Annotated in this window: 13 protein-coding genes and 2 tRNA genes; 12 read left to right on the top strand and 3 right to left on the bottom strand. The window is 59.8% G+C overall.

Annotated elements, in window-relative coordinates:
* Window positions 1-21: 21 nt before the first annotated feature.
* Window positions 22-2,778: an aminopeptidase N gene (gene pepN / locus IRY30_RS07775; protein WP_194556984.1), complete on the bottom strand. Its 2,757-nt coding sequence runs from the start codon at window positions 2,776-2,778 to the stop codon at window positions 22-24.
* A gap of 76 nt (window positions 2,779-2,854) precedes the next feature.
* On the opposite strand from pepN, the gene IRY30_RS07770 reads away from it, so the two are divergent.
* The gene (locus IRY30_RS07770) at window positions 2,855-3,514 is read left to right on the top strand and encodes a mycothiol-dependent nitroreductase Rv2466c family protein (protein WP_228503148.1); all 660 of its coding nucleotides are present in this window, start codon (window positions 2,855-2,857) and stop codon (window positions 3,512-3,514) included.
* 11 nt (window positions 3,515-3,525) lie between these two features.
* Window positions 3,526-3,999 carry a ribose-5-phosphate isomerase gene (locus IRY30_RS07765; RefSeq protein ID WP_194556849.1) on the top strand — a complete coding sequence of 158 codons (474 nt, stop codon included), beginning with the start codon at window positions 3,526-3,528 and terminating at the stop codon, window positions 3,997-3,999.
* A 120-nt stretch (window positions 4,000-4,119) separates the two neighbouring features.
* Here IRY30_RS07765 and IRY30_RS07760 read toward each other — a convergent pair whose 3' ends face one another.
* Window positions 4,120-4,332 (bottom strand): hypothetical protein, encoded by a 213-nt coding sequence (locus IRY30_RS07760; protein WP_194556848.1) that lies wholly within the window; start codon window positions 4,330-4,332, stop codon window positions 4,120-4,122.
* Between the two features lie 205 nt (window positions 4,333-4,537).
* Here IRY30_RS07760 and IRY30_RS07755 point away from each other — a divergent pair, with 205 nt between their 5' ends.
* The 7 genes from IRY30_RS07755 (at window position 4,538) to clpX (ending at window position 11,242) form a co-directional block, all read left to right on the top strand.
* A complete protein-coding gene (locus IRY30_RS07755) occupies window positions 4,538-6,295 on the top strand; it encodes a pyruvate dehydrogenase (protein WP_194556847.1) in 1,758 nt (585 codons plus the stop codon).
* A gap of 125 nt (window positions 6,296-6,420) precedes the next feature.
* Window positions 6,421-6,492: transfer RNA gene (locus IRY30_RS07750), tRNA-Gly, on the top strand.
* A 5-nt stretch (window positions 6,493-6,497) separates the two neighbouring features.
* Window positions 6,498-6,574: transfer RNA gene (locus IRY30_RS07745), tRNA-Pro, on the top strand.
* Between the two features lie 228 nt (window positions 6,575-6,802).
* Window positions 6,803-8,332, top strand: a complete 1,530-nt coding sequence (tig, locus tag IRY30_RS07740; RefSeq protein WP_194556846.1) for a trigger factor — start codon at window positions 6,803-6,805, stop codon at window positions 8,330-8,332.
* Between the two features lie 237 nt (window positions 8,333-8,569).
* Window positions 8,570-9,166, top strand: a complete 597-nt coding sequence (locus IRY30_RS07735; RefSeq protein ID WP_194556845.1) for an ATP-dependent Clp protease proteolytic subunit — start codon at window positions 8,570-8,572, stop codon at window positions 9,164-9,166.
* 2 nt (window positions 9,167-9,168) lie between these two features.
* Window positions 9,169-9,789, top strand: coding sequence for an ATP-dependent Clp protease proteolytic subunit (locus IRY30_RS07730; RefSeq protein ID WP_194556844.1), 621 nt, complete (start codon window positions 9,169-9,171; stop codon window positions 9,787-9,789).
* Window positions 9,790-9,967: 178 nt separating this feature from the next.
* The gene (clpX, locus tag IRY30_RS07725; protein ID WP_194556843.1) at window positions 9,968-11,242 is read left to right on the top strand and encodes an ATP-dependent Clp protease ATP-binding subunit ClpX; all 1,275 of its coding nucleotides are present in this window, start codon (window positions 9,968-9,970) and stop codon (window positions 11,240-11,242) included.
* An 18-nt stretch (window positions 11,243-11,260) separates the two neighbouring features.
* On the opposite strand, the gene IRY30_RS07720 is transcribed toward clpX, so the two are convergent.
* Window positions 11,261-12,184: a hypothetical protein gene (locus IRY30_RS07720; protein ID WP_194556842.1), complete on the bottom strand. Its 924-nt coding sequence runs from the start codon at window positions 12,182-12,184 to the stop codon at window positions 11,261-11,263.
* A 104-nt stretch (window positions 12,185-12,288) separates the two neighbouring features.
* On the opposite strand from IRY30_RS07720, the gene IRY30_RS07715 reads away from it, so the two are divergent.
* The 3 genes from IRY30_RS07715 (at window position 12,289) to IRY30_RS07705 (ending at window position 17,298) form a co-directional block, all read left to right on the top strand.
* Window positions 12,289-13,278 carry a malate dehydrogenase gene (locus tag IRY30_RS07715; RefSeq protein WP_194556983.1) on the top strand — a complete coding sequence of 330 codons (990 nt, stop codon included), beginning with the start codon at window positions 12,289-12,291 and terminating at the stop codon, window positions 13,276-13,278.
* A gap of 123 nt (window positions 13,279-13,401) precedes the next feature.
* Entirely contained in the window at window positions 13,402-14,478 is a 1,077-nt protein-coding gene (locus tag IRY30_RS07710; RefSeq protein WP_309824625.1) for an alpha/beta hydrolase, read from the top strand.
* A 60-nt stretch (window positions 14,479-14,538) separates the two neighbouring features.
* Window positions 14,539-17,298, top strand: coding sequence for a valine--tRNA ligase (locus IRY30_RS07705; protein WP_374708562.1), 2,760 nt, complete (start codon window positions 14,539-14,541; stop codon window positions 17,296-17,298).
* Window positions 17,299-17,301 lie beyond the last annotated feature (3 nt).

Raw genomic sequence — 17,301 nt, 5'->3', positions numbered from 1 at the left:
CCATAGTAGCCAGCTGGAAAATCATGAACGGTCGAACTCGCGCGCGGCCTTGGCGCGGGCCACCCGGTCGCGGCCTTCGCGCAAAGTACGGCGCAATCCTGCAGGAGTGTCCTGCGCATCCACCAGCTGAGCGATGGCAGCGTCCGTCTCTTCCCGCTTATCCCAGGATGGGTAGATTCCTTCCAGAGTGCGCAGCGCCATCTCTGGGGACAGCGCGTTCCACAACCGCGGCGCGATGTCCACGTACTTCGGGCCGAACTCTTCCAGTAGCGATCCCTGGCCAACGTGCGCGAAGCCTGCCATCTTGTGGCGCAGCTGCAGGTTAGAGAGCTGTGGGCCACGCACCGTGATGTCCTCCCAGATGTTTCGCTTGTTTTCTGCATCGGGGCGGGCAGCGCGAGCCTGCACGGCCAATGCGGCTCCAGTTGAGGAGGAGTCCTTCTCCAGCTCAGCAGCGATGCGGGCTTCCACCTGCTCCGCGCTTTCTCCCGAAGCGGTTTGCGCACCGGTCAGCGCGATGATCAGTGACCAGCGGAGATCCTGATCGATGTCCAGTCCAGGAGCCATCTCGGCAGCTGTCTTGCCCTGCAGAGGGCCGGCGGTATCCACTTCGGTCTTCTCTCCCAGCAGTACGCGCAGTACATCCGCGGAATGCTCAGAGTGCTGGGAACCCACGAAGGCACGCGCGAACGCCAACTGCGCCTGACCGGTGGAAGAGCCCACGCCACCCAAAAGTGCTCCGCGCAAGGTGCGCCATCCTTCGGTGCGTGCCCATTCCTCATCGGCAAAGCTGCTCACGGCCGAGCGACTCTGCAACAGCAGCTGCTCCAAGACAGCCAGTTCGGTTTCTGCCGCGGCTCCACGGGCCACCAGCGCCACGAAATCGCGCGCCTTCATCTGTGCGTTGCGGGTCATTTGCCATGCGGCGGACCAGATGAGGGAGCGGGGCATCGGGTTGGTGATCTTCTCGATGTTCTCGGTGGCCGTCCGCAGGGATTGCTCATCCAGTTGGGTGAAGGCGTAGGTGAGGTCATCGTCATTGACCAGCACCAGATCCCCGGCCTTCGCACCCACCAGTGCGGTCACCTCAGTGCGCTCGCCGGAGACATCCAGCTCAGCGCGAGCTCCGCGCTCCAAGCTCACGCCATCGGCGGATTCCTGGAGGAAGTACACGCCGACTGCCACGCGGTGCGTGCGGGTTTCCCCAGCACCCGGCTGCGCGCCAGTCTGTGTAATGGCAAAACTTGAGTAAATTCCGTTTTCCGCGACCTCGAATTCCGGAGCCAGCGTATTGATGCCGGTGGTCTTGAGCCACTGCGCAGCCCAATCGGAAAGATCGCGTCCGCTGGCCTTCTCCAATGCCTGGAGCAAGTCCGCAAACGTGGCATTGCCCCATGCGTGAGCCGCGAAGTGCGCGCGAATTCCGGAGAAGAATGCCTCGATGCCCACGTATTCCGCGAGCTGCTTGAGCACGCTGGCACCCTTGGCGTAGGTGATGCCATCGAAGTTGGCATCCACGGTCACGATGTCCGAAGCATCGCTGAACACCGGGTGGGTGGAGGGGAGCTGATCCTGCCCATAAGCCCAGGCCTTTTCCTTGTTAGCGAAAGTCACCCATGCGGTGGTGTACTTCGTGGCACCCGCCTGACTCATGGCAGCTGACCACGTGGCGAAGGACTCATTGAGCCACAGGTCATCCCACCATTGCATGGTCACCAGGTCGCCGAACCACATGTGGGCAAGCTCATGCAGAATGGTGTCCGCGCGGCGTTCGTACTGGTAGTGGCTGGCTGCGGAACGGAAGATGTACTCATCCCGGATGGTCACACAGCCGGCATTTTCCATGGCGCCCATGTTGTATTCGGGGCAGAAGATTTGGTCGTACTTGTAGAACGGGTAACCCACCCCGAAGTGCTCTGCGTAGTAATCAAAGCCCTGTTTGGTTACCTCGAAGAGTTCATCCGCGTCCAGGTACTGCGCCAGCGATTGGCGGCAGTAAAGGGCAAGCGGCACGCGCATCTCACCCTCGGTGATCAGCTCACCCCGTTGGCGCGCGGCTTCAGTGGCTTCTGCGGATGTCTCCGGGTGCGCAGTTACGCTTCCCGTCCACTCATCGCGGACCACGTGCCAGGGGCCCACGCAGAAAGCGATCAAGTAGGTGGAGAGTTGGTAATCCACGGTGGAGGTGTGCACGGTCTTGCCCGCGCCGGCATCCTCACCAGCAGCGTCTCCGCCAGCAGCGCTCTTTTCCTCCATCACGTTATTGGTCACCACCGACCAGCCATCCGGGGTGGTCACGGACACCTCGTAGGTGGCCTTGATGTCCGGCTGATCGAAACACGCGAACACCCGCTTGGCATCGGCGGTTTCGAACTGGGTGTACATGTACACCTCGCTGTCCGCGGGATCCGTGAAGCGGTGCAGACCCTCGCCCGTGGTGGAATAAGCGCCGGAAGCACGGATGACTAACTCATGCTCGCCCTGGGAAAGATCGCGGAGCTGGATGCCCGCGGTGGCGTCGTAAGAAGAATCAACCACGGGAACGGCAGCATCGGTGATGTCCTGCCCATCCAGCACCACAGCGTGCACCTCCGGGGCGCGGAGATCCACAAACGTGGAGCCGGCCTCAGAGGTAAAACGAATGGTGGTTGTGGTGGGGAACGTGGTGACAGAAGCATCTCCACCCTCGCTAAGATCCAGCTCAATGCCGTAATGCACGTGGGAAATGAGACGAGCGCGCTCTGCAGCCTCGCGGTGGTTCAGGTTTGTTGAAGTCATAATTCTCACCATACTCACGGCCAGGACAATCCCTTCGTGGCCACCGTTGTCCGCAGGGATGTCTACAGTGGGAGACATGTCACAGAATCAGAATGTCACCATGTACTTCGATGTCACTTGCCCGTTTGCCTGGGTCACCAGCCGCTGGCTCAAGGAAGTAGAAAAGGTCCGCGAGGTGAAAATCGAGTGGGCTCCCATGAGCCTGTTCGTCCTCAACGACGGTCGTGAAGGCCTGGAAGAGGATTACCAGCGCATGATGATCGCCGCCCGGGGCCCAGCGCTGGTTGCCGCCGGACTGTTCACCGAAAGCCCAGAGCTGGTGGATTCCTACTACACCGTTCTCGGAACCAAGATCCACAATGAAGGCTACGGCCACCGCCAAGAAGCAGACGCCTATGACCAGCTCATCAAGGACACCCTGCAAGAAATCGGCGCGGATCCTGCATTCTTTGAGGCAGCGCACAAGGAAGATGACGAGCAGGGTTCCTACATGAGCCAGCTCAAGTCCTCCCACGAGAAGGCCATTTCCCTGGTGGGCGATGACGTGGGAACTCCCGTGGTGCAGATCGGCGACAACGCATTCTTCGGACCCGTACTCACCCGCATTCCAGAGGGCGAAAAAGCCGGAGAACTTTTCGACGCCGCCATCACCCTCGGTAGCTTCCCCCACTTCTTTGAGCTCAAGCGCTCCCGCAACGAGTCTCCCAAGGCGGAACCCGCCTCCGCAACGCGCTAAGATTTGCAACTATGCGAATTTACTTAGGTGCAGACCATGCCGGCTTCGAGATGAAGAACGTGATCAAGGATCACCTCAATAGCAAGGGCTTGGAGGTCATCGATTGTGGCGCTCACGAGTATGACGCCAACGATGACTACCCAGCTTTTTGTATCGAAGCTGCGCGTCGAACGGTAGAGGACGAAGGATCCCTGGGCATTGTCCTCGGTGGATCCGGCAACGGCGAGCAGATCGCCGCGAACAAGGTACCGGGTGCGCGTTGCGCACTCGCGTGGTCCGTGGAGACCGCCAAGCTAGCCCGGGAGCACAACAAGGCTCAGCTGATCGGCTTGGGCGGCCGCATGCACTCCGAGGAGGAAGCACTCGCGATCGTGGATGCCTTCATTAGCCAGCCATGGAGCGAAGAAGCGCGCCACCAGCGCCGCATTGACATCCTGGCTGAGTACGAACGCACCGGTGAAGCTCCAGAGCTGCCGAAGAACTAGCACCGTTTGACCCCGTTTTCCGCGGGGAGGGGAGAAGTTAACCCGCCCCGAGGTACACAAAGCCCGCCCCTGCTGCGTATTGCGCAGCGAGGCGGGCTTTGGGGTTTTTCTGAGAGAACCTTAGCTCTTCTGCGCGGTGCGTTTTTCCTGCCAGTCCTTCACGTCCTGGGAGTTCCACAACGTGAGGCCATGAAGCTTGACTACGGGCTGGGGTGCGCGGCCGCGGCCGGCGTAGCTGGTAAAAGTCCCGCGTGCCGTCCCGGAGAACTCAGCACACTGGATAGCTGTCCATAATTCAACGCCGCTCACGCGATCAATAATCACTGGTTCCATGCCTAGTGAGTTTAAGGCTAAAACCTAAGAGCCACCTCAGAAGCAAAGAACTTTCGCAAAATATTTTTTCACGCGTGCGCACCCAAGGCATGTATTGAGCGCTTCTTTACCCGGCCAAGGTGCGGGTCTCGCACGTAGGGTGGAGAGTATCGAGTTCGCACAACATGCGATAAGCGTCAATGAAGAAGGAATGCTGAACGGGATAATGAGCAAGACATACGCCGAGCAGTTGGTAAAAACCCTAGAAGACAACGGTGTAGAAAGAATTTTTGGCCTGGTGGGGGACAGCCTTAACCCCATCGTGGATGCCGTGAAGCGCAGTGACATCGAATGGGTGCATGTGCGTAACGAAGAAGCGGCTGGCTTTGCCGCCGGCGCTGAGTCTCAGATGACCGGCAAGCTGGCGGTCTGCGCCGGAAGCTGTGGCCCAGGAAACCTGCACATGCTGCAGGGCCTCTATGACTCACACCGCAACGGTGCCAAGGTGCTGGCTATCGCCAGCCACATCCCCAGTCAATTCATCGGCTCCCACTATTTCCAGGAGACTCACCCAGAGCAACTCTTCGCGGAGTGCTCCAGCTACTGCGAAATGGTGAATTCGGCTGAGCAGGGTGCCACCATCCTGCACCACGCCATCCAGTCCACCATGGCTGGCAACGGCGTATCCGTGCTGGTGATCCCCGGGGATATCGCCTCTGAGGATGCGGTTGATTCCCCGCAGCTGGCCTCCAAGATCTCCTCCGCTGAGCCCACCGTGGTTCCCGCCGCATCCCAGGTGCAGGCACTGGCCGAGGCCATCAACGCCGCGGAATCCGTCACCCTTTTCGGTGGTGCCGGTTGTGCTGGCGCACGCGAGCAGGTGCTGGAGCTGGCAGAGAAGATCAAGGCACCGCTCGGCCACGCCTATGGTGGCAAGGAATTCTTGCACTACGACAACCCCTATGACGTGGGAATGTCCGGCCTGCTGGGCTATGGCGCCTGCAGCGAGGCCTTCAACGAGGCAGACCTGCTCATCCTGCTGGGCACTGACTTCCCGTACACGGAGTTCTTGCCACGGGACACCCGCACCGCCCAGGTGGACATCAAGGCGGGCAATATCGGCCGCCGCACTGCAGTGGACGTGCCAGTGCACGGAGATGTGGCAGCAACCATCGAGGCCGTGCTGCCCCTGCTGGAAACCAAGGAAGACCGCAGCTTCCTGGACAAGATGCTGGTCAAGCAGGAAAAGAACCTCTCGCACGTGATCGAGGCCTACACCTCAAAGCACGCGCAGAGCACCCCGATCCACCCCGAGTACCTCGCTGACATCATCGATTCCGTGGCTACCGACGATGCCGTGTTCACGGCGGACACCGGCATGTGCAACGTGTGGCATGCCCGCTACATCAACCCCAACGGCAAGCGGAAGCTGCTGGCCAGCTTCCGCCACGGCACCATGGCTAACGCATTCCCACAGGCCATCGGCGCGCAGTTCGCTGATCGCAAGCGGCAAGTTGTGGCCATGTGTGGCGATGGTGGCTTGAGCATGCTCATGGGCGAGCTGCTCACCGCCAAGTTGCATGACCTGCCTCTGAAGGCCGTGGTGTTCAACAACTCCTCCCTGGGCATGGTCAAGCTGGAGATGCTGGTGGCTGGTCTGCCGGACTTCGGCACGGACCACGAAGCAGTCAATTACGCGGACATCGCCGCAGCGGCTGGCCTGAAGTCTTATCGCATTGAGCGCCCAGAGGATGTCCAGAGCACGCTGCGCGAGGCCTTTGCCTACCAGGGCCCAGTGCTGGTGGATGTGGTGACGGATCCCAACGCGCTGAGCATCCCGCCAGAGATTTCCCTGGAGCAGGTGGCCGGTTTCTCCCGCGCCGCAGTGGCCACGGTTCTGGACGGCGGAGTGGGGAAGATGATCAATCTCGCCCGGGCCAATTTGCGCAATGTACCTCGGCCTTCGGGATTCAAGGGCCTGTGATTATTGATCCTTGGGGCTAATGATGTATCGTTACTTCTCGTGGAAATCACACGGGCGAAAGCCCGTAATTCACATCGTTAGTCCCTAGGTTTGTCCCTCGGGTTTAACCGATTAGTGATGGACACGGGAACGTCGTATAGTGGCTAATACCTCAGCCTTCCAAGCTGAAGACGCGGGTTCGATTCCCGTCGTTCCCTCTCGTCGGGATGTGGCGCAGCTTGGTAGCGCATCCGCTTTGGGAGCGGAGGGTCGCAGGTTCGAATCCTGTCATCCCGACCATTAACATTGACCGGCCTATCGGAGAGTTTCTCTCCGGTAGGTCGGTTTTTTGTTTCCGCAAACGCGGATGGGGCAGTGGCGGCGTCGAAAAGAAGGTTGGGAAGAAAACCGGGAAAACAGACCCCCAGCGACGAGGTTCCACGCGACCAGATAAAATCTAGGAATGACCAAACAGGCAGGCGCAAATCTGCCCGCCTGTCAACCAAAGAACAACAGGAGTGTGCATTCGTGAAGAGCTCTGTAGAGAAGCTGAGCGCCACCCGCACCAAGCTAACCGTCGAGGTACCTTTCGATGAGTTGAAGCCAGAGTTCGATCAGGCGTACAAGACCCTCGCATCCCAGGTCAACATGCCTGGCTTCCGCAAGGGAAAGGTTCCTGCCAAGATCCTCGAGGCTCGTTTGGGTCGCGGTGCAGTGCTGGATCAGGTCATCAACGAGATGCTGCCATCTCGCTATGGCCAGGCCGTTGAGGAAAACGATGTCAAGGCTCTCGGCCAGCCCGAGATCGACATCGCCGAGCTCAAGGATGGCGAGTCCGTCACCTTCACCGCTGAGGTGGACGTGCGCCCCGAGATCAAGCTTCCTGATTTCTCTTCCATCTTCGTTGAAGTAGCGCCCCTGCAGGCTGATGATGAGGCAATCGACGCCGAGCTGAAGAACCTTCAGGCTCGTTTCGGAACCTTGAAGCCAGTGGATCGCAAGGTCAAGGAAGGCGATTTCGTCTCCATCGATCTCTCCGCCACCATCGATGGCGAGACCGTGGATGAAGCCACCACCGAGGGACTTTCCCATGAGGTCGGCAACGACTCTCTGGTTGAGGGCCTTGATGAGGCTCTGACCGGCATGAAGGAAGGCGAAGAGAAGACCTTCACCTCCAAGCTGGTTGCCGGCGATCACGCCAATGAAGATGCTGAGGTCACCGTGAAGCTCGGTGCTGTGAAGGAGCGCGAGCTCCCTGAGCTGGACGATGATTTCGCCCAGTTGGCATCCGAGTTCGACACCCTGGAGGAGCTCCGCGAGTCCCTCAAGGGCCAGGTGGAAGAGCAGCTGAAGAACACCCAGGCCGGAGAAATCCGCGACAAGGTGTTGGCTGCAGCCCTGGAGCAGACTGAGGTGGCATTGCCAGAAGCCGTGGTCAAGGACCAGGTTGATGGACAGATCCAGCAGATCATCGCCCAGTTCGGTGGCGACGAGAAGACCTTCGAGGCCATGCTGGCCGCGCAGGATCTCACCCGCGAGAAGTTCGAGGAAGATGCCCGCGAGGCAGCCGAGGACTCCGTTCGCACCCAGCTGTTCCTGGATGCCCTGGCTGACGAAGAGCAGCCAGACGTGTCCCAGGAAGAGCTGATGGATCACATCACCTTTACTGCTGCGCAGTACGGCATGGATCCAAACCAGTTCATCATGCAGCTGCAGCAGGCCGGCCAGCTGGCTAGCCTGTTCGCGGATGTTCGCCGCGGCAAGTCCCTGGCGCTGAACATTGCCAAGACTTCCGTGAAGGACACCGAGGGCAACGAGGTTGACCCGAAGCAGTTCTTCGGCATCGATGAGCCTGCCGATTCTGCTGAATCTGCTGATGCAGATGCAGATGCGGACAAGGATTCTGCTGACGAGAAGTCCGCAGATGAGAAGTCTGCAGACAAGGCTGAGAAGAAGCCTGCGAAGAAGAAGGAATCCGCAAAGAAGGACGATTCTGCAAAGAAGTCCGACAAGAAGAAGGATTCCGGCAAGAAGGCAGAGAAGAAGTCCGATAAGTAGGACTTTTTACCTCCAGGCTGCATAGCTTCGAGGCGCCTAACGTAAATCCCCCTGTCCTGGCATCCGCCAAGGCCGGGGGATTTTCGCTGTTCCAGCTGCGGCGTACCGGCACGGCATGCGAGGCGCGTGCGCTGACAGCGAACAAGCCCGATCCGAGGCACAAGCTGAGCTCGATGATGACTAGGCTTGGGCATCGAAGGCTTGAAGACAAGAACGTCCATATCCGTGAGGAGCACCATGAGTACTCAATCCAATCCGCTTGCCACTGGCGGCGGGGACACGCCGAGCGCACACGACTCGGTATTTGAGCGTCTGCTGAAGGAACGCATCATTTTCCTCGGCAGTCAGGTCGATGACGAGATCGCCAACAAACTGTGTGCCCAGATCCTGCTGCTTTCCGCTGAGGATCCCACCAAGGATATTTCTCTGTACATCAACTCCCCGGGTGGTTCGGTGACCGCGGGCATGGCGATCTTTGACACCATGCAGTACTCGCCTTGCGATATCGCTACCTACGGCATGGGCTTGGCTGCGTCGATGGGCCAGTTCCTGCTTTCCGCAGGTACCAAGGGCAAGCGTTACGCGCTGCCTCATGCCCGCATCATGATGCACCAGCCTTCCGCTGGCGTGGGTGGTACCGCGGCAGATATTGCCATCCAGGCTGAGCAGTTTGCTCACACCAAGAAGGAAATGGCGGAGCTTATCGCTCAGTTCACCGGCCAGACCGTGGAGCAGATCGCCAAGGATTCCGACCGTGACCGCTGGTTCACCGCGGAGCAGGCCAAGGATTATGGCTTTGTTGACCACGTGATCACTTCTGCGAAGGAGAAGTAAGAATGAAAATGCCAGATATGCGTTACATCCTTCCCTCCTTCGTGGAGCACTCCACGTACGGCGCCAAGGAATCTAACCCTTACAACAAGCTCTTCGAAGAGCGCATCATCTTCCTCGGTACGCAGGTAGACGACGCCTCTGCCAATGACATCATGGCGCAGCTGTTGGTGCTTGAGGGCTTGGATCCTGATCGCGATATCACGATGTACATCAACTCGCCTGGTGGCTCTTTCACCAGCTTGATGGCCATTTATGACACCATGCAGTACGTCCGCCCAGACGTGCAGACCGTGTGCCTGGGTCAGGCTGCCTCCGCAGCTGCCGTGCTGCTGGCCGCTGGTACTCCCGGCAAGCGTGCAGCACTGCCAAACGCCCGCGTGCTGATCCACCAGCCTGCTACCGGTGGCGTGCAGGGTCAGGTTTCCGACCTGGAGATCCAGGCTCGGGAGATCGAGCGCATGCGTACTTTGATGGAGAAGACGCTGGCTCGCCACACCGGCCGTACCGAAGAGCAGGTGCGTATCGATACCGATCGCGATAAGATCCTCACGGCCGAAGAAGCCAAGGAATACGGAATTATCGACCAGGTGTTCGAATACCGCAAGCTCTCTGCCCAGCAGTAGTAGCGTACCCATCTTTCGCCTGCCTGGGCTTATTCAGCCCGGGCGAGCGAGGAACTTCCCCAGTGTCCGACACGACACTGGGGTTAAGCTTTTTTGTCCGCGCCCAGAGTAATCTGGGCACTATTCGTGTCTGAACAATTTTTCGCCAATTTTTTAAAGAAAGCAGTGGCTGAACCGTATGCCAGAAAGTGCTGAACTGCTGAAGTGCTCCTTCTGTGGAAAGAGCCAGAAGCAAGTACGCAAGCTCATCGCCGGCCCCGGGGTCTATATCTGCGATGAGTGCATTGAGCTGTGCAATGAGATCATCGAAGAGGAGATGCTGGCCGCACCCTCTTCTGAGAACTCCGAGAAGCTGCCCACCCCGTCTGCGATCTCCAAGTTCCTGGACCGCTATGTGATCGGCCAGGATCAGGCCAAGCGGACTCTCGCGGTGGCTGTTTACAACCACTACAAGCGCATTCAGGCTGAGCAGTCCAACGTGACCTCACGCCGGACTGATGAGGAAGTGGAACTCTCCAAGTCCAACATCCTCATGCTGGGCCCCACCGGTTCCGGCAAGACCTACCTGGCGCAGTCCTTGGCGCGCATGCTGGACGTGCCCTTCGCGATCGCCGATGCCACCTCTTTGACCGAGGCTGGATACGTGGGCGAAGACGTAGAGAACATCCTGCTGAAGCTCCTGCAGGCTGCCGATTTTGATGTGGATAAGGCCCAGCGCGGAATCATCTACGTGGATGAAGTGGACAAGATTTCCCGCAAGTCCGAGAACCCCTCCATCACCCGCGATGTCTCCGGTGAAGGCGTGCAGCAAGCACTGTTGAAGATCCTGGAAGGCACCGTGGCTTCCGTGCCACCTCAGGGTGGACGCAAGCACCCGAACCAGGAGTTCATCCAGTTCGATACCAAGAACGTGCTGTTCATCGTGGCCGGAGCATTCTCCGGACTCGAGCGGGTCATCGCCGAGCGCCGCGGCAAGAAGGGGCTGGGCTTCGGCGCGGAGATCTCCTCCAAGGCAGAAGCTGATGCCAACCCATTCGAGTTCGTGGAGCCGGAGGATCTGGTGAAGTTCGGCTTGATCCCAGAGCTCATCGGCCGTCTTCCAGTGCTCACTCACGTGGGTCACTTGGATGAAGAAGCGCTGGTGCGCGTGCTCACCGAGCCGAAGAACTCGCTGGTGCGCCAGTACGAGCGACTCTTCGAAATGGATGGCGTGCGGATCACCTTCGAAGAAGGCGCCCTGAAGGAAATCGCTCGCCAGGCTCTGGCCCGGGAGACGGGTGCCCGCGGATTGCGTTCCATCATGGAATCCATCCTGCTGCCCGTGATGTTCACCATCCCGGAAGATGAAGATACTGGCGAGATCATCATCACCGCAGAATGCGCGGCTGGTGAGGCTGAGCCCACGCTATTGAGCCACGAAGAAGTGGCCAAGCGGGATAAGAAGTCCGCTTAACACACTCGGCCCCTCCAGTTATTCGTGCTGGTAGGGGTCGTTTTCTGGATAGTCGGGGGCGGCGTCGGAAAAAGAAGAAGAATCCGGGTGCAACAACGGGGAAGTGGCAGTTTCCCCGGAGTACAAGTTGGCTGCCACGGAGGGGCCCAGTCCCATCGAGAGGGAAGAGTGGGTGTAGCTTCCGGAGTGCGAAGCGGGCATGGGGGTGGTGAGGAACGCCAGAACCGCATCCTTGGCCAGGGTTTCCAGGCCGTTGACATTGGCCGGTTCAGTGACATTCATTCCATAGAGCTGGTGGAACGTGGAGCCCAGGGCAACCGGGAAGCTGCACAGGGAGAGGATCAGGATGTAGAGATCCTCGGCGGAGATGCTGGCTCGGAAAGCACCGACATCGTGGCCGCGCATGAGCACTCGATCCAGCTGCAGCACCCCGGGGGAATCGGGGAGCAGCACGTTGCGCTTAGCTAAGTTCGCGCTGTCGAAAAGGTTCTCCGAAATGACCAAACGCAGTGCCTGGGGGTGAGCCTGGATACGGCGGAACGTCGCGGAGACCAGGGAACGGATGGCATCTGCAGGGATGGTGCGCGAGAGGTCATCAGGCAGGGCCTGCGAGAAATCTGGCCAGAGTTGGCTGGAGGCGAAGCGGAGGCATTCGTCGTAAAACGCCGTGGGATCCTGCAGTAGCCAATGATCCGGGGACACCGTGCAACAGGCAGCCAACTGCTGTAGCTGCTCGGCAGAAAGCGAGGAGCCCACTCGCGCCACCACGGGCAAGCTGCACTGCATCAGCTTTCGGTAGAGATCCGCGGTCAAGCCATAGCGCGTCCATGTGCGGGGGAGATCTGCAGCTGCAGAAAGTGGCGAGAGCGCAGCTGAATCCCTGGACGGGTTGACGGCCGGATCTGCATCCGGGCTGGCAGGCGAGTGTGGAGAGGAAGACACCCTGTTCATGCTAATCCCGGGGCGGATTTTTCCAGGCGTAAGCGGGGGTGATCCCAAAGGGCGTAGCGTTGGAGGTGTACCCGAATTTTTCTCAATTGGAGGAGATCTACGTGCCTGATTCCAACATCGTCAACGTCGCCGTCACTGGAGCTGCTGGTCAAATCGGATACTCCCTCCTGTGGCGCATCGCCAACGGGGAAGTGTTTGGTAATCGTCGCGTACACCTGCGTCTGATCGAGGTGGGGGAGGGTCTGAAGGCAGCCAAGGGGGTGGCAATGGAATTGATGGATTCCGCGTTTCCGTTCCTGGGGTCCGTCAAGATCGAGGAGGATCTCCACGAAGGATTCCGCGACGTTCACGCGGCAATCCTGGTCGGGTCCAAGCCACGCGGCAAGGGGGAGGAGCGCGCTGACTTGCTGGTTGCCAACGGCAAGATTTTCGGCCCGCAGGGCAAGGCGTTAGCGGAGGCGGCTCGGCCCGATGTGAAGGTGTTGGTGGTGGGCAATCCCGCGAACACCAATGCGGCCATCGTGGCAGCGCACGCCAAGGGGCTGGCACCGCAGCAGATCACCGCGATGACCCGTTTGGATCACAACCGCGCACTGGCGCAGGTGGCGGAGCGTTTGGATGTGCATGTCTCCGAGCTGAGCCACATGATTGTGTGGGGAAATCACTCGGCCAGCCAGTTCCCGGATGTCACCGAGCTGCGTTTGAATGGGCATCCCGTGGGCAACAAGCTAGATGAAGCATGGCTGACCGACGAGTTCATTCCCCGCGTGGCCAAGCGCGGTGCGGAGATCATTGAAGTCCGCGGGCATTCTTCTGCGGCCTCGGCGGCCAGCAGCGCGGTGGATCACATGCGCGATTGGTTCCAGGGCATCGATACGGAGTGGGTATCGGTGGCGCTTCCTTCGGACGGTTCCTATGGGGTTCCGGAAGGCATCGTCTGCTCCTTCCCTTGCCGCCTGGTAGATGACCAGTGGGAGATTGTGCAGGGTCTTCAGCTCAGCGATTTCCAGCGCGAGCGTTTGGACGCAACGGTGGCTGAACTGCAGGAGGAATTCGAGACCGTGAAGCGCGAAGGCCTGGTTTAGTCAGCCTGTTTTAACCTGGTTTAATCTGCAGGATCAGGGCGCTTTCTGACCGGGCTGCCGCTGAATTGTGAGGAATACGCGCGTTCTTGTGTGGAGCCAAACAATATATGTTTGGATATGAATATGAACCAACAGAACGCTCCCACTTCCGTTCCACCACGCCAATTACCGCTGGTCGTCCGGTTAAATGCCAAACTGGCCGGAATTTTGACTTCGCTGCCCACACCTGTCTTGCGCGTGCTTGGCAAGAAGGTGAACTCGGACGGCAATGTGCTGGATGCTGACGTAGCCGCCAGCCTCTTGGCACTCAGCATCGTTTCTCCCAAGAACTGGTACGAGCTGCCCCCACGCGAGGGTCGCACCTTGGTCAATAACGAGGCGCACATGGGCGCGCTCACCTACGAGCCAGTGGGCAGCGCCACCGAGCACTTCGTGGAGGGCGTGAAGGTTCGCCATTACCGCCCCGCTGGGAAAGAAGATCCGAGCATCCCCCTGCCCACCGTTGTTTTCGTGCACGGTGGTGGCTGGACGCTCGGCTCACTGGACTCCCATGACTCCACGTGTCGCTGGTTCTGCCGGCGGGCCGAGGTGGCCGTGCTCAGCGTGGATTACCGCCTGGCACCCGAGGCACAATTTCCTGCCGGTTTAGACGACGTCACCTCGGTCGCCTCCGCTGTTCTCCAAGGAAAAGTCCAGGGTGTGGATGCGCAGCGCGTAGTCCTCGCCGGTGACTCCGCTGGCGGAAACCTGGTGGCTGCGGCGTGCCTGCGCCTGCGAGATGAGGGGCTGCCATTGCCTCGGATGCAGATGCTGTTCGTCCCGGCCACGGATCTCTATAACCTGGGCACGCCGAGCTACCACGAGTTTTCCGAGAAGCTGTATCTGACTGCCAAGGAAGTCAGCTGGGCCATCGACCAGTATGTGCCGGAAAAATCCCAGCGAGCCAATCCTTATGTCTCTCCATTGCACGCAGAGGATTTGAGCGGTTTGCCGCCGGCGTATGTGGCTGTGGCTGGGTTCGACCCACTGCGGGATGAGGGTGAGGCCTATGCCCGCAAGTTGGAAGCTGCTGGCGTGCCCGTGACCTTGCGCCGGCATGAGGGAGTGGTGCATCCCTTCGTCAATTCCACGGGCGTGTGGGAAGGTGCGCGCATTGCAATGAGCGAGGCAGTGGGTGCTCTCCGTTCAGCGCTGTCCTGAGGTCTATTAGACTAATGACTCGTGAGTACATCTAGCGAGAATCCCCAGTCCACCGAAGCCATCGGGCGTTCCATCGGCGCTGACCGTTCAGCCCAGCTTCCCCCTGCGTGGAACCCCGCAGAGGTAGAAGAGGATCTCTACCAAGGCTGGGTGGATCAGGGATACTTCACGGCGGATCCCGCTAGCTCCAAGCCTCCGTTTAGCATCGTGTTGCCGCCGCCCAATGTGACTGGTCAGCTGCACATGGGGCACGCGCTGGATCACACGTTGATGGACCACATGGCCCGTCGCAAGCGCATGCAGGGTTATGAAGTGCTGTGGCTACCGGGTGCAGACCACGCCGGAATTGCTACGCAGACCAAGGTGGAGGCGAATCTCCGGGAGACTGAGGGCAAGACCCGCTTTGATTACTCCCGCGAAGAGTTCGTTGAGCGCGTCTGGGAATGGAAGCAGCGCTACGGCGATGTAATCCAAGGTCAAATGCGAGCAATCGGCGATTCCGTGGATTGGTCTCGCGAACGCTTCACCCTGGACGAGGGCCTGTCTGAGGCCGTGCAAACCATCTTCAAGGCGTTGTTTGATCGCGGTTTGATCTACCGCGCGAACCGTTTGGTGAACTGGTCACCCGTGCTGCAGACTGCGATCTCCGATATCGAGGTTGTGCACTCGGATGATGAGGGCGAGCTGGTTTCCATCCGCTATGGTTCGCTCAACGATGACGAGCCACACGTGATCGTGGCCACCACCCGTGTGGAAACCATGCTGGGCGATGTGGCCGTGGCCGTGCACCCCGATGACGAGCGTTATACAGATCTGGTGGGCACCACCTTGCCGCACCCGTTCCTGGCTGATCGCCAGATGATCGTGGTGGCAGATGACTACGTGGATCCGGAATTCGGAACCGGCGCGGTGAAGATCACCCCGGCTCATGATCCCAATGACTTCGAGCTGGGTAAGCGCCATGATCTCCCCATGCCGGAAATCATGGATGTGACCGGCCATATCGCGAATACCGGTACGCAGTTCGATGGCATGGAACGCTATGAAGCTCGGGAAAAGATCCGCCTCGCGCTTGAGGAGCAAGGGCGAATTGTGGGCCGGAAGTTCCCCTACGTGCACTCAGTGGGCCACTCTGAGCGCTCCGGGGAAGCTATAGAGCCGCGCCTTTCCCTGCAGTGGTACGTGAAGGTGGATGAGCTGGCGAAGATGGCGGGTGACGCCATCCGCGAAGGCGATACCGTTATCCACCCCGCATCCCAAGAACCCCGGTGGTTCGATTGGGTGGACAACATGCACGATTGGTCCATCTCCCGCCAGCTGTGGTGGGGCCACCGCATTCCTATCTGGTACGGACCAGAGGGCGAAGTGGTGTGCTGCGGCTCAGATGATGAACCCCCAACGGGTGAAGGCTGGCAGCAGGACGAAGACGTGCTGGATACCTGGTTCAGCTCCGCGCTGTGGCCTTTCTCCACCATGGGCTGGCCAGAGGCCACCCCTGATCTGGAGCGTTTCTATCCCACATCCGTGCTGGTGACCGGCTATGACATCCTGTTCTTCTGGGTTGCTCGCATGATGATGTTCAGCACGTTCGTGGACACCTTGGAAGGCTCCCCGTTTCCGGGCAGCATGCAGGCTAATGGCGCGGAAGAGCGCGGCGGTCGGCCACAGGTGCCGTTCAAGGATATTTTCCTGCACGGTCTGGTGCGCGATGAGCATGGCCGCAAGATGTCCAAATCCCTGGGTAACGGCATCGACCCCATGGACTGGGTTCGCGACTACGGCGCCGATGCGCTGCGCTTCACCCTGGCCCGTGGCGCGAACCCCGGAAGCGATCTCCCCGTGGGAGAAGATTCCGCCCAGTCTTCCCGCAACTTCGCCACCAAGCTCTATAACGCCACCAAGTTTGCGCTGATGAACGGCGCACAGGTGGGCGAGTTGCCGGAGCGCGCGGATCTCACCGATGCGGATCGCTGGATCCTGGATCGCTTGGAAGCCGTCCGCGAGCATGTTGATTCCGCTCTGGATCGCTATGAATTCGCCTGGGCCAACGAATCCCTCTATCGCTTCGCCTGGGGTGAATTCTGTGACTGGTACCTGGAGATCGCCAAGGTGCAGATCCCGCGCGATTGGGATGCCGCCAGCCAGGAGGAAATCTCCCGCGGCATCAATACCCAGCTGGTGCTCGGCCGCGTGCTGGATTCCGTGTTGCGCCTGCTTCACCCAGCCATGCCATTCGTCACCGACACCCTGTGGAAGACCCTCACCGATGGGGTAGAAGGCTACGCGCCTTCGCTGGCAGTGAGCCAGTGGCCAGGCCAGGAACTCACCAACGGTGGCGCGGCCACCGATGAGGTGGCCGTGCGTCGCATGGAGGACCTGGAAAAGCTCATCACCGAGATCCGCCGTTTCCGCAGCGATCAAGGTGTGAAGCCCACGCAAAAGGTGCCCGCAGCAGTAGACTTTGCCGCAGCGGATCTCAGCGGTTTGGAAGCCGCAGCCCGTTCATTGGTGCGCCTGGAGCTCCCGGAGGAAGACTTCACGGCAACGGCCAGCATCGAGGTGCGTTTGTCGCAGGCCACGGTCACCGTGGAGCTGGATACTTCCGGCACCGTGGATGTAGCCGCTGAGCGCAAGCGCCTGGAGAAGGATCTGGCAGAGGCGAACAAGGAACTGGATAACGCCGCCAAGAAGCTGAGCAACCAAAACTTCCTGGCCAAGGCGCCGGAAAAGGTTGTTGCAGGTATCAAGGAGCGTCAGGCGGTTGCGGCAGAAGAGCGCGATCGCATCACCGCCCGCCTGGCCGAATTGCCCCAGGCCTAGCCC

It is taken from the genome of Corynebacterium suicordis DSM 45110 (assembly GCF_015351405.1).
Lineage (GTDB): Bacteria > Actinomycetota > Actinomycetes > Mycobacteriales > Mycobacteriaceae > Corynebacterium > Corynebacterium suicordis.
Note: the sequence above shows the minus strand (reverse complement) of the source record. Positions and strands in the feature narration are given on the sequence as shown.

Excerpts from the sequence above, each read along its gene's own strand:
- pepN (WP_194556984.1), bottom strand. The coding sequence starts at position 2,778 with ATGACTTCAACAAACCTGAACCACCGCGAGGCTGCAGAGCGCGCTCGT.
- IRY30_RS07770 (WP_228503148.1), top strand. The coding sequence starts at position 2,855 with ATGTCACAGAATCAGAATGTCACCATGTACTTCGATGTCACTTGCCCG.
- IRY30_RS07765 (WP_194556849.1), top strand. The coding sequence starts at position 3,526 with ATGCGAATTTACTTAGGTGCAGACCATGCCGGCTTCGAGATGAAGAAC.
- IRY30_RS07760 (WP_194556848.1), bottom strand. The coding sequence starts at position 4,332 with ATGGAACCAGTGATTATTGATCGCGTGAGCGGCGTTGAATTATGGACA.
- IRY30_RS07755 (WP_194556847.1), top strand. The coding sequence starts at position 4,538 with ATGAGCAAGACATACGCCGAGCAGTTGGTAAAAACCCTAGAAGACAAC.
- IRY30_RS07735 (WP_194556845.1), top strand. The coding sequence starts at position 8,570 with ATGAGTACTCAATCCAATCCGCTTGCCACTGGCGGCGGGGACACGCCG.
- IRY30_RS07730 (WP_194556844.1), top strand. The coding sequence starts at position 9,169 with ATGAAAATGCCAGATATGCGTTACATCCTTCCCTCCTTCGTGGAGCAC.
- clpX (WP_194556843.1), top strand. The coding sequence starts at position 9,968 with ATGCCAGAAAGTGCTGAACTGCTGAAGTGCTCCTTCTGTGGAAAGAGC.
- IRY30_RS07710 (WP_309824625.1), top strand. The coding sequence starts at position 13,402 with ATGAACCAACAGAACGCTCCCACTTCCGTTCCACCACGCCAATTACCG.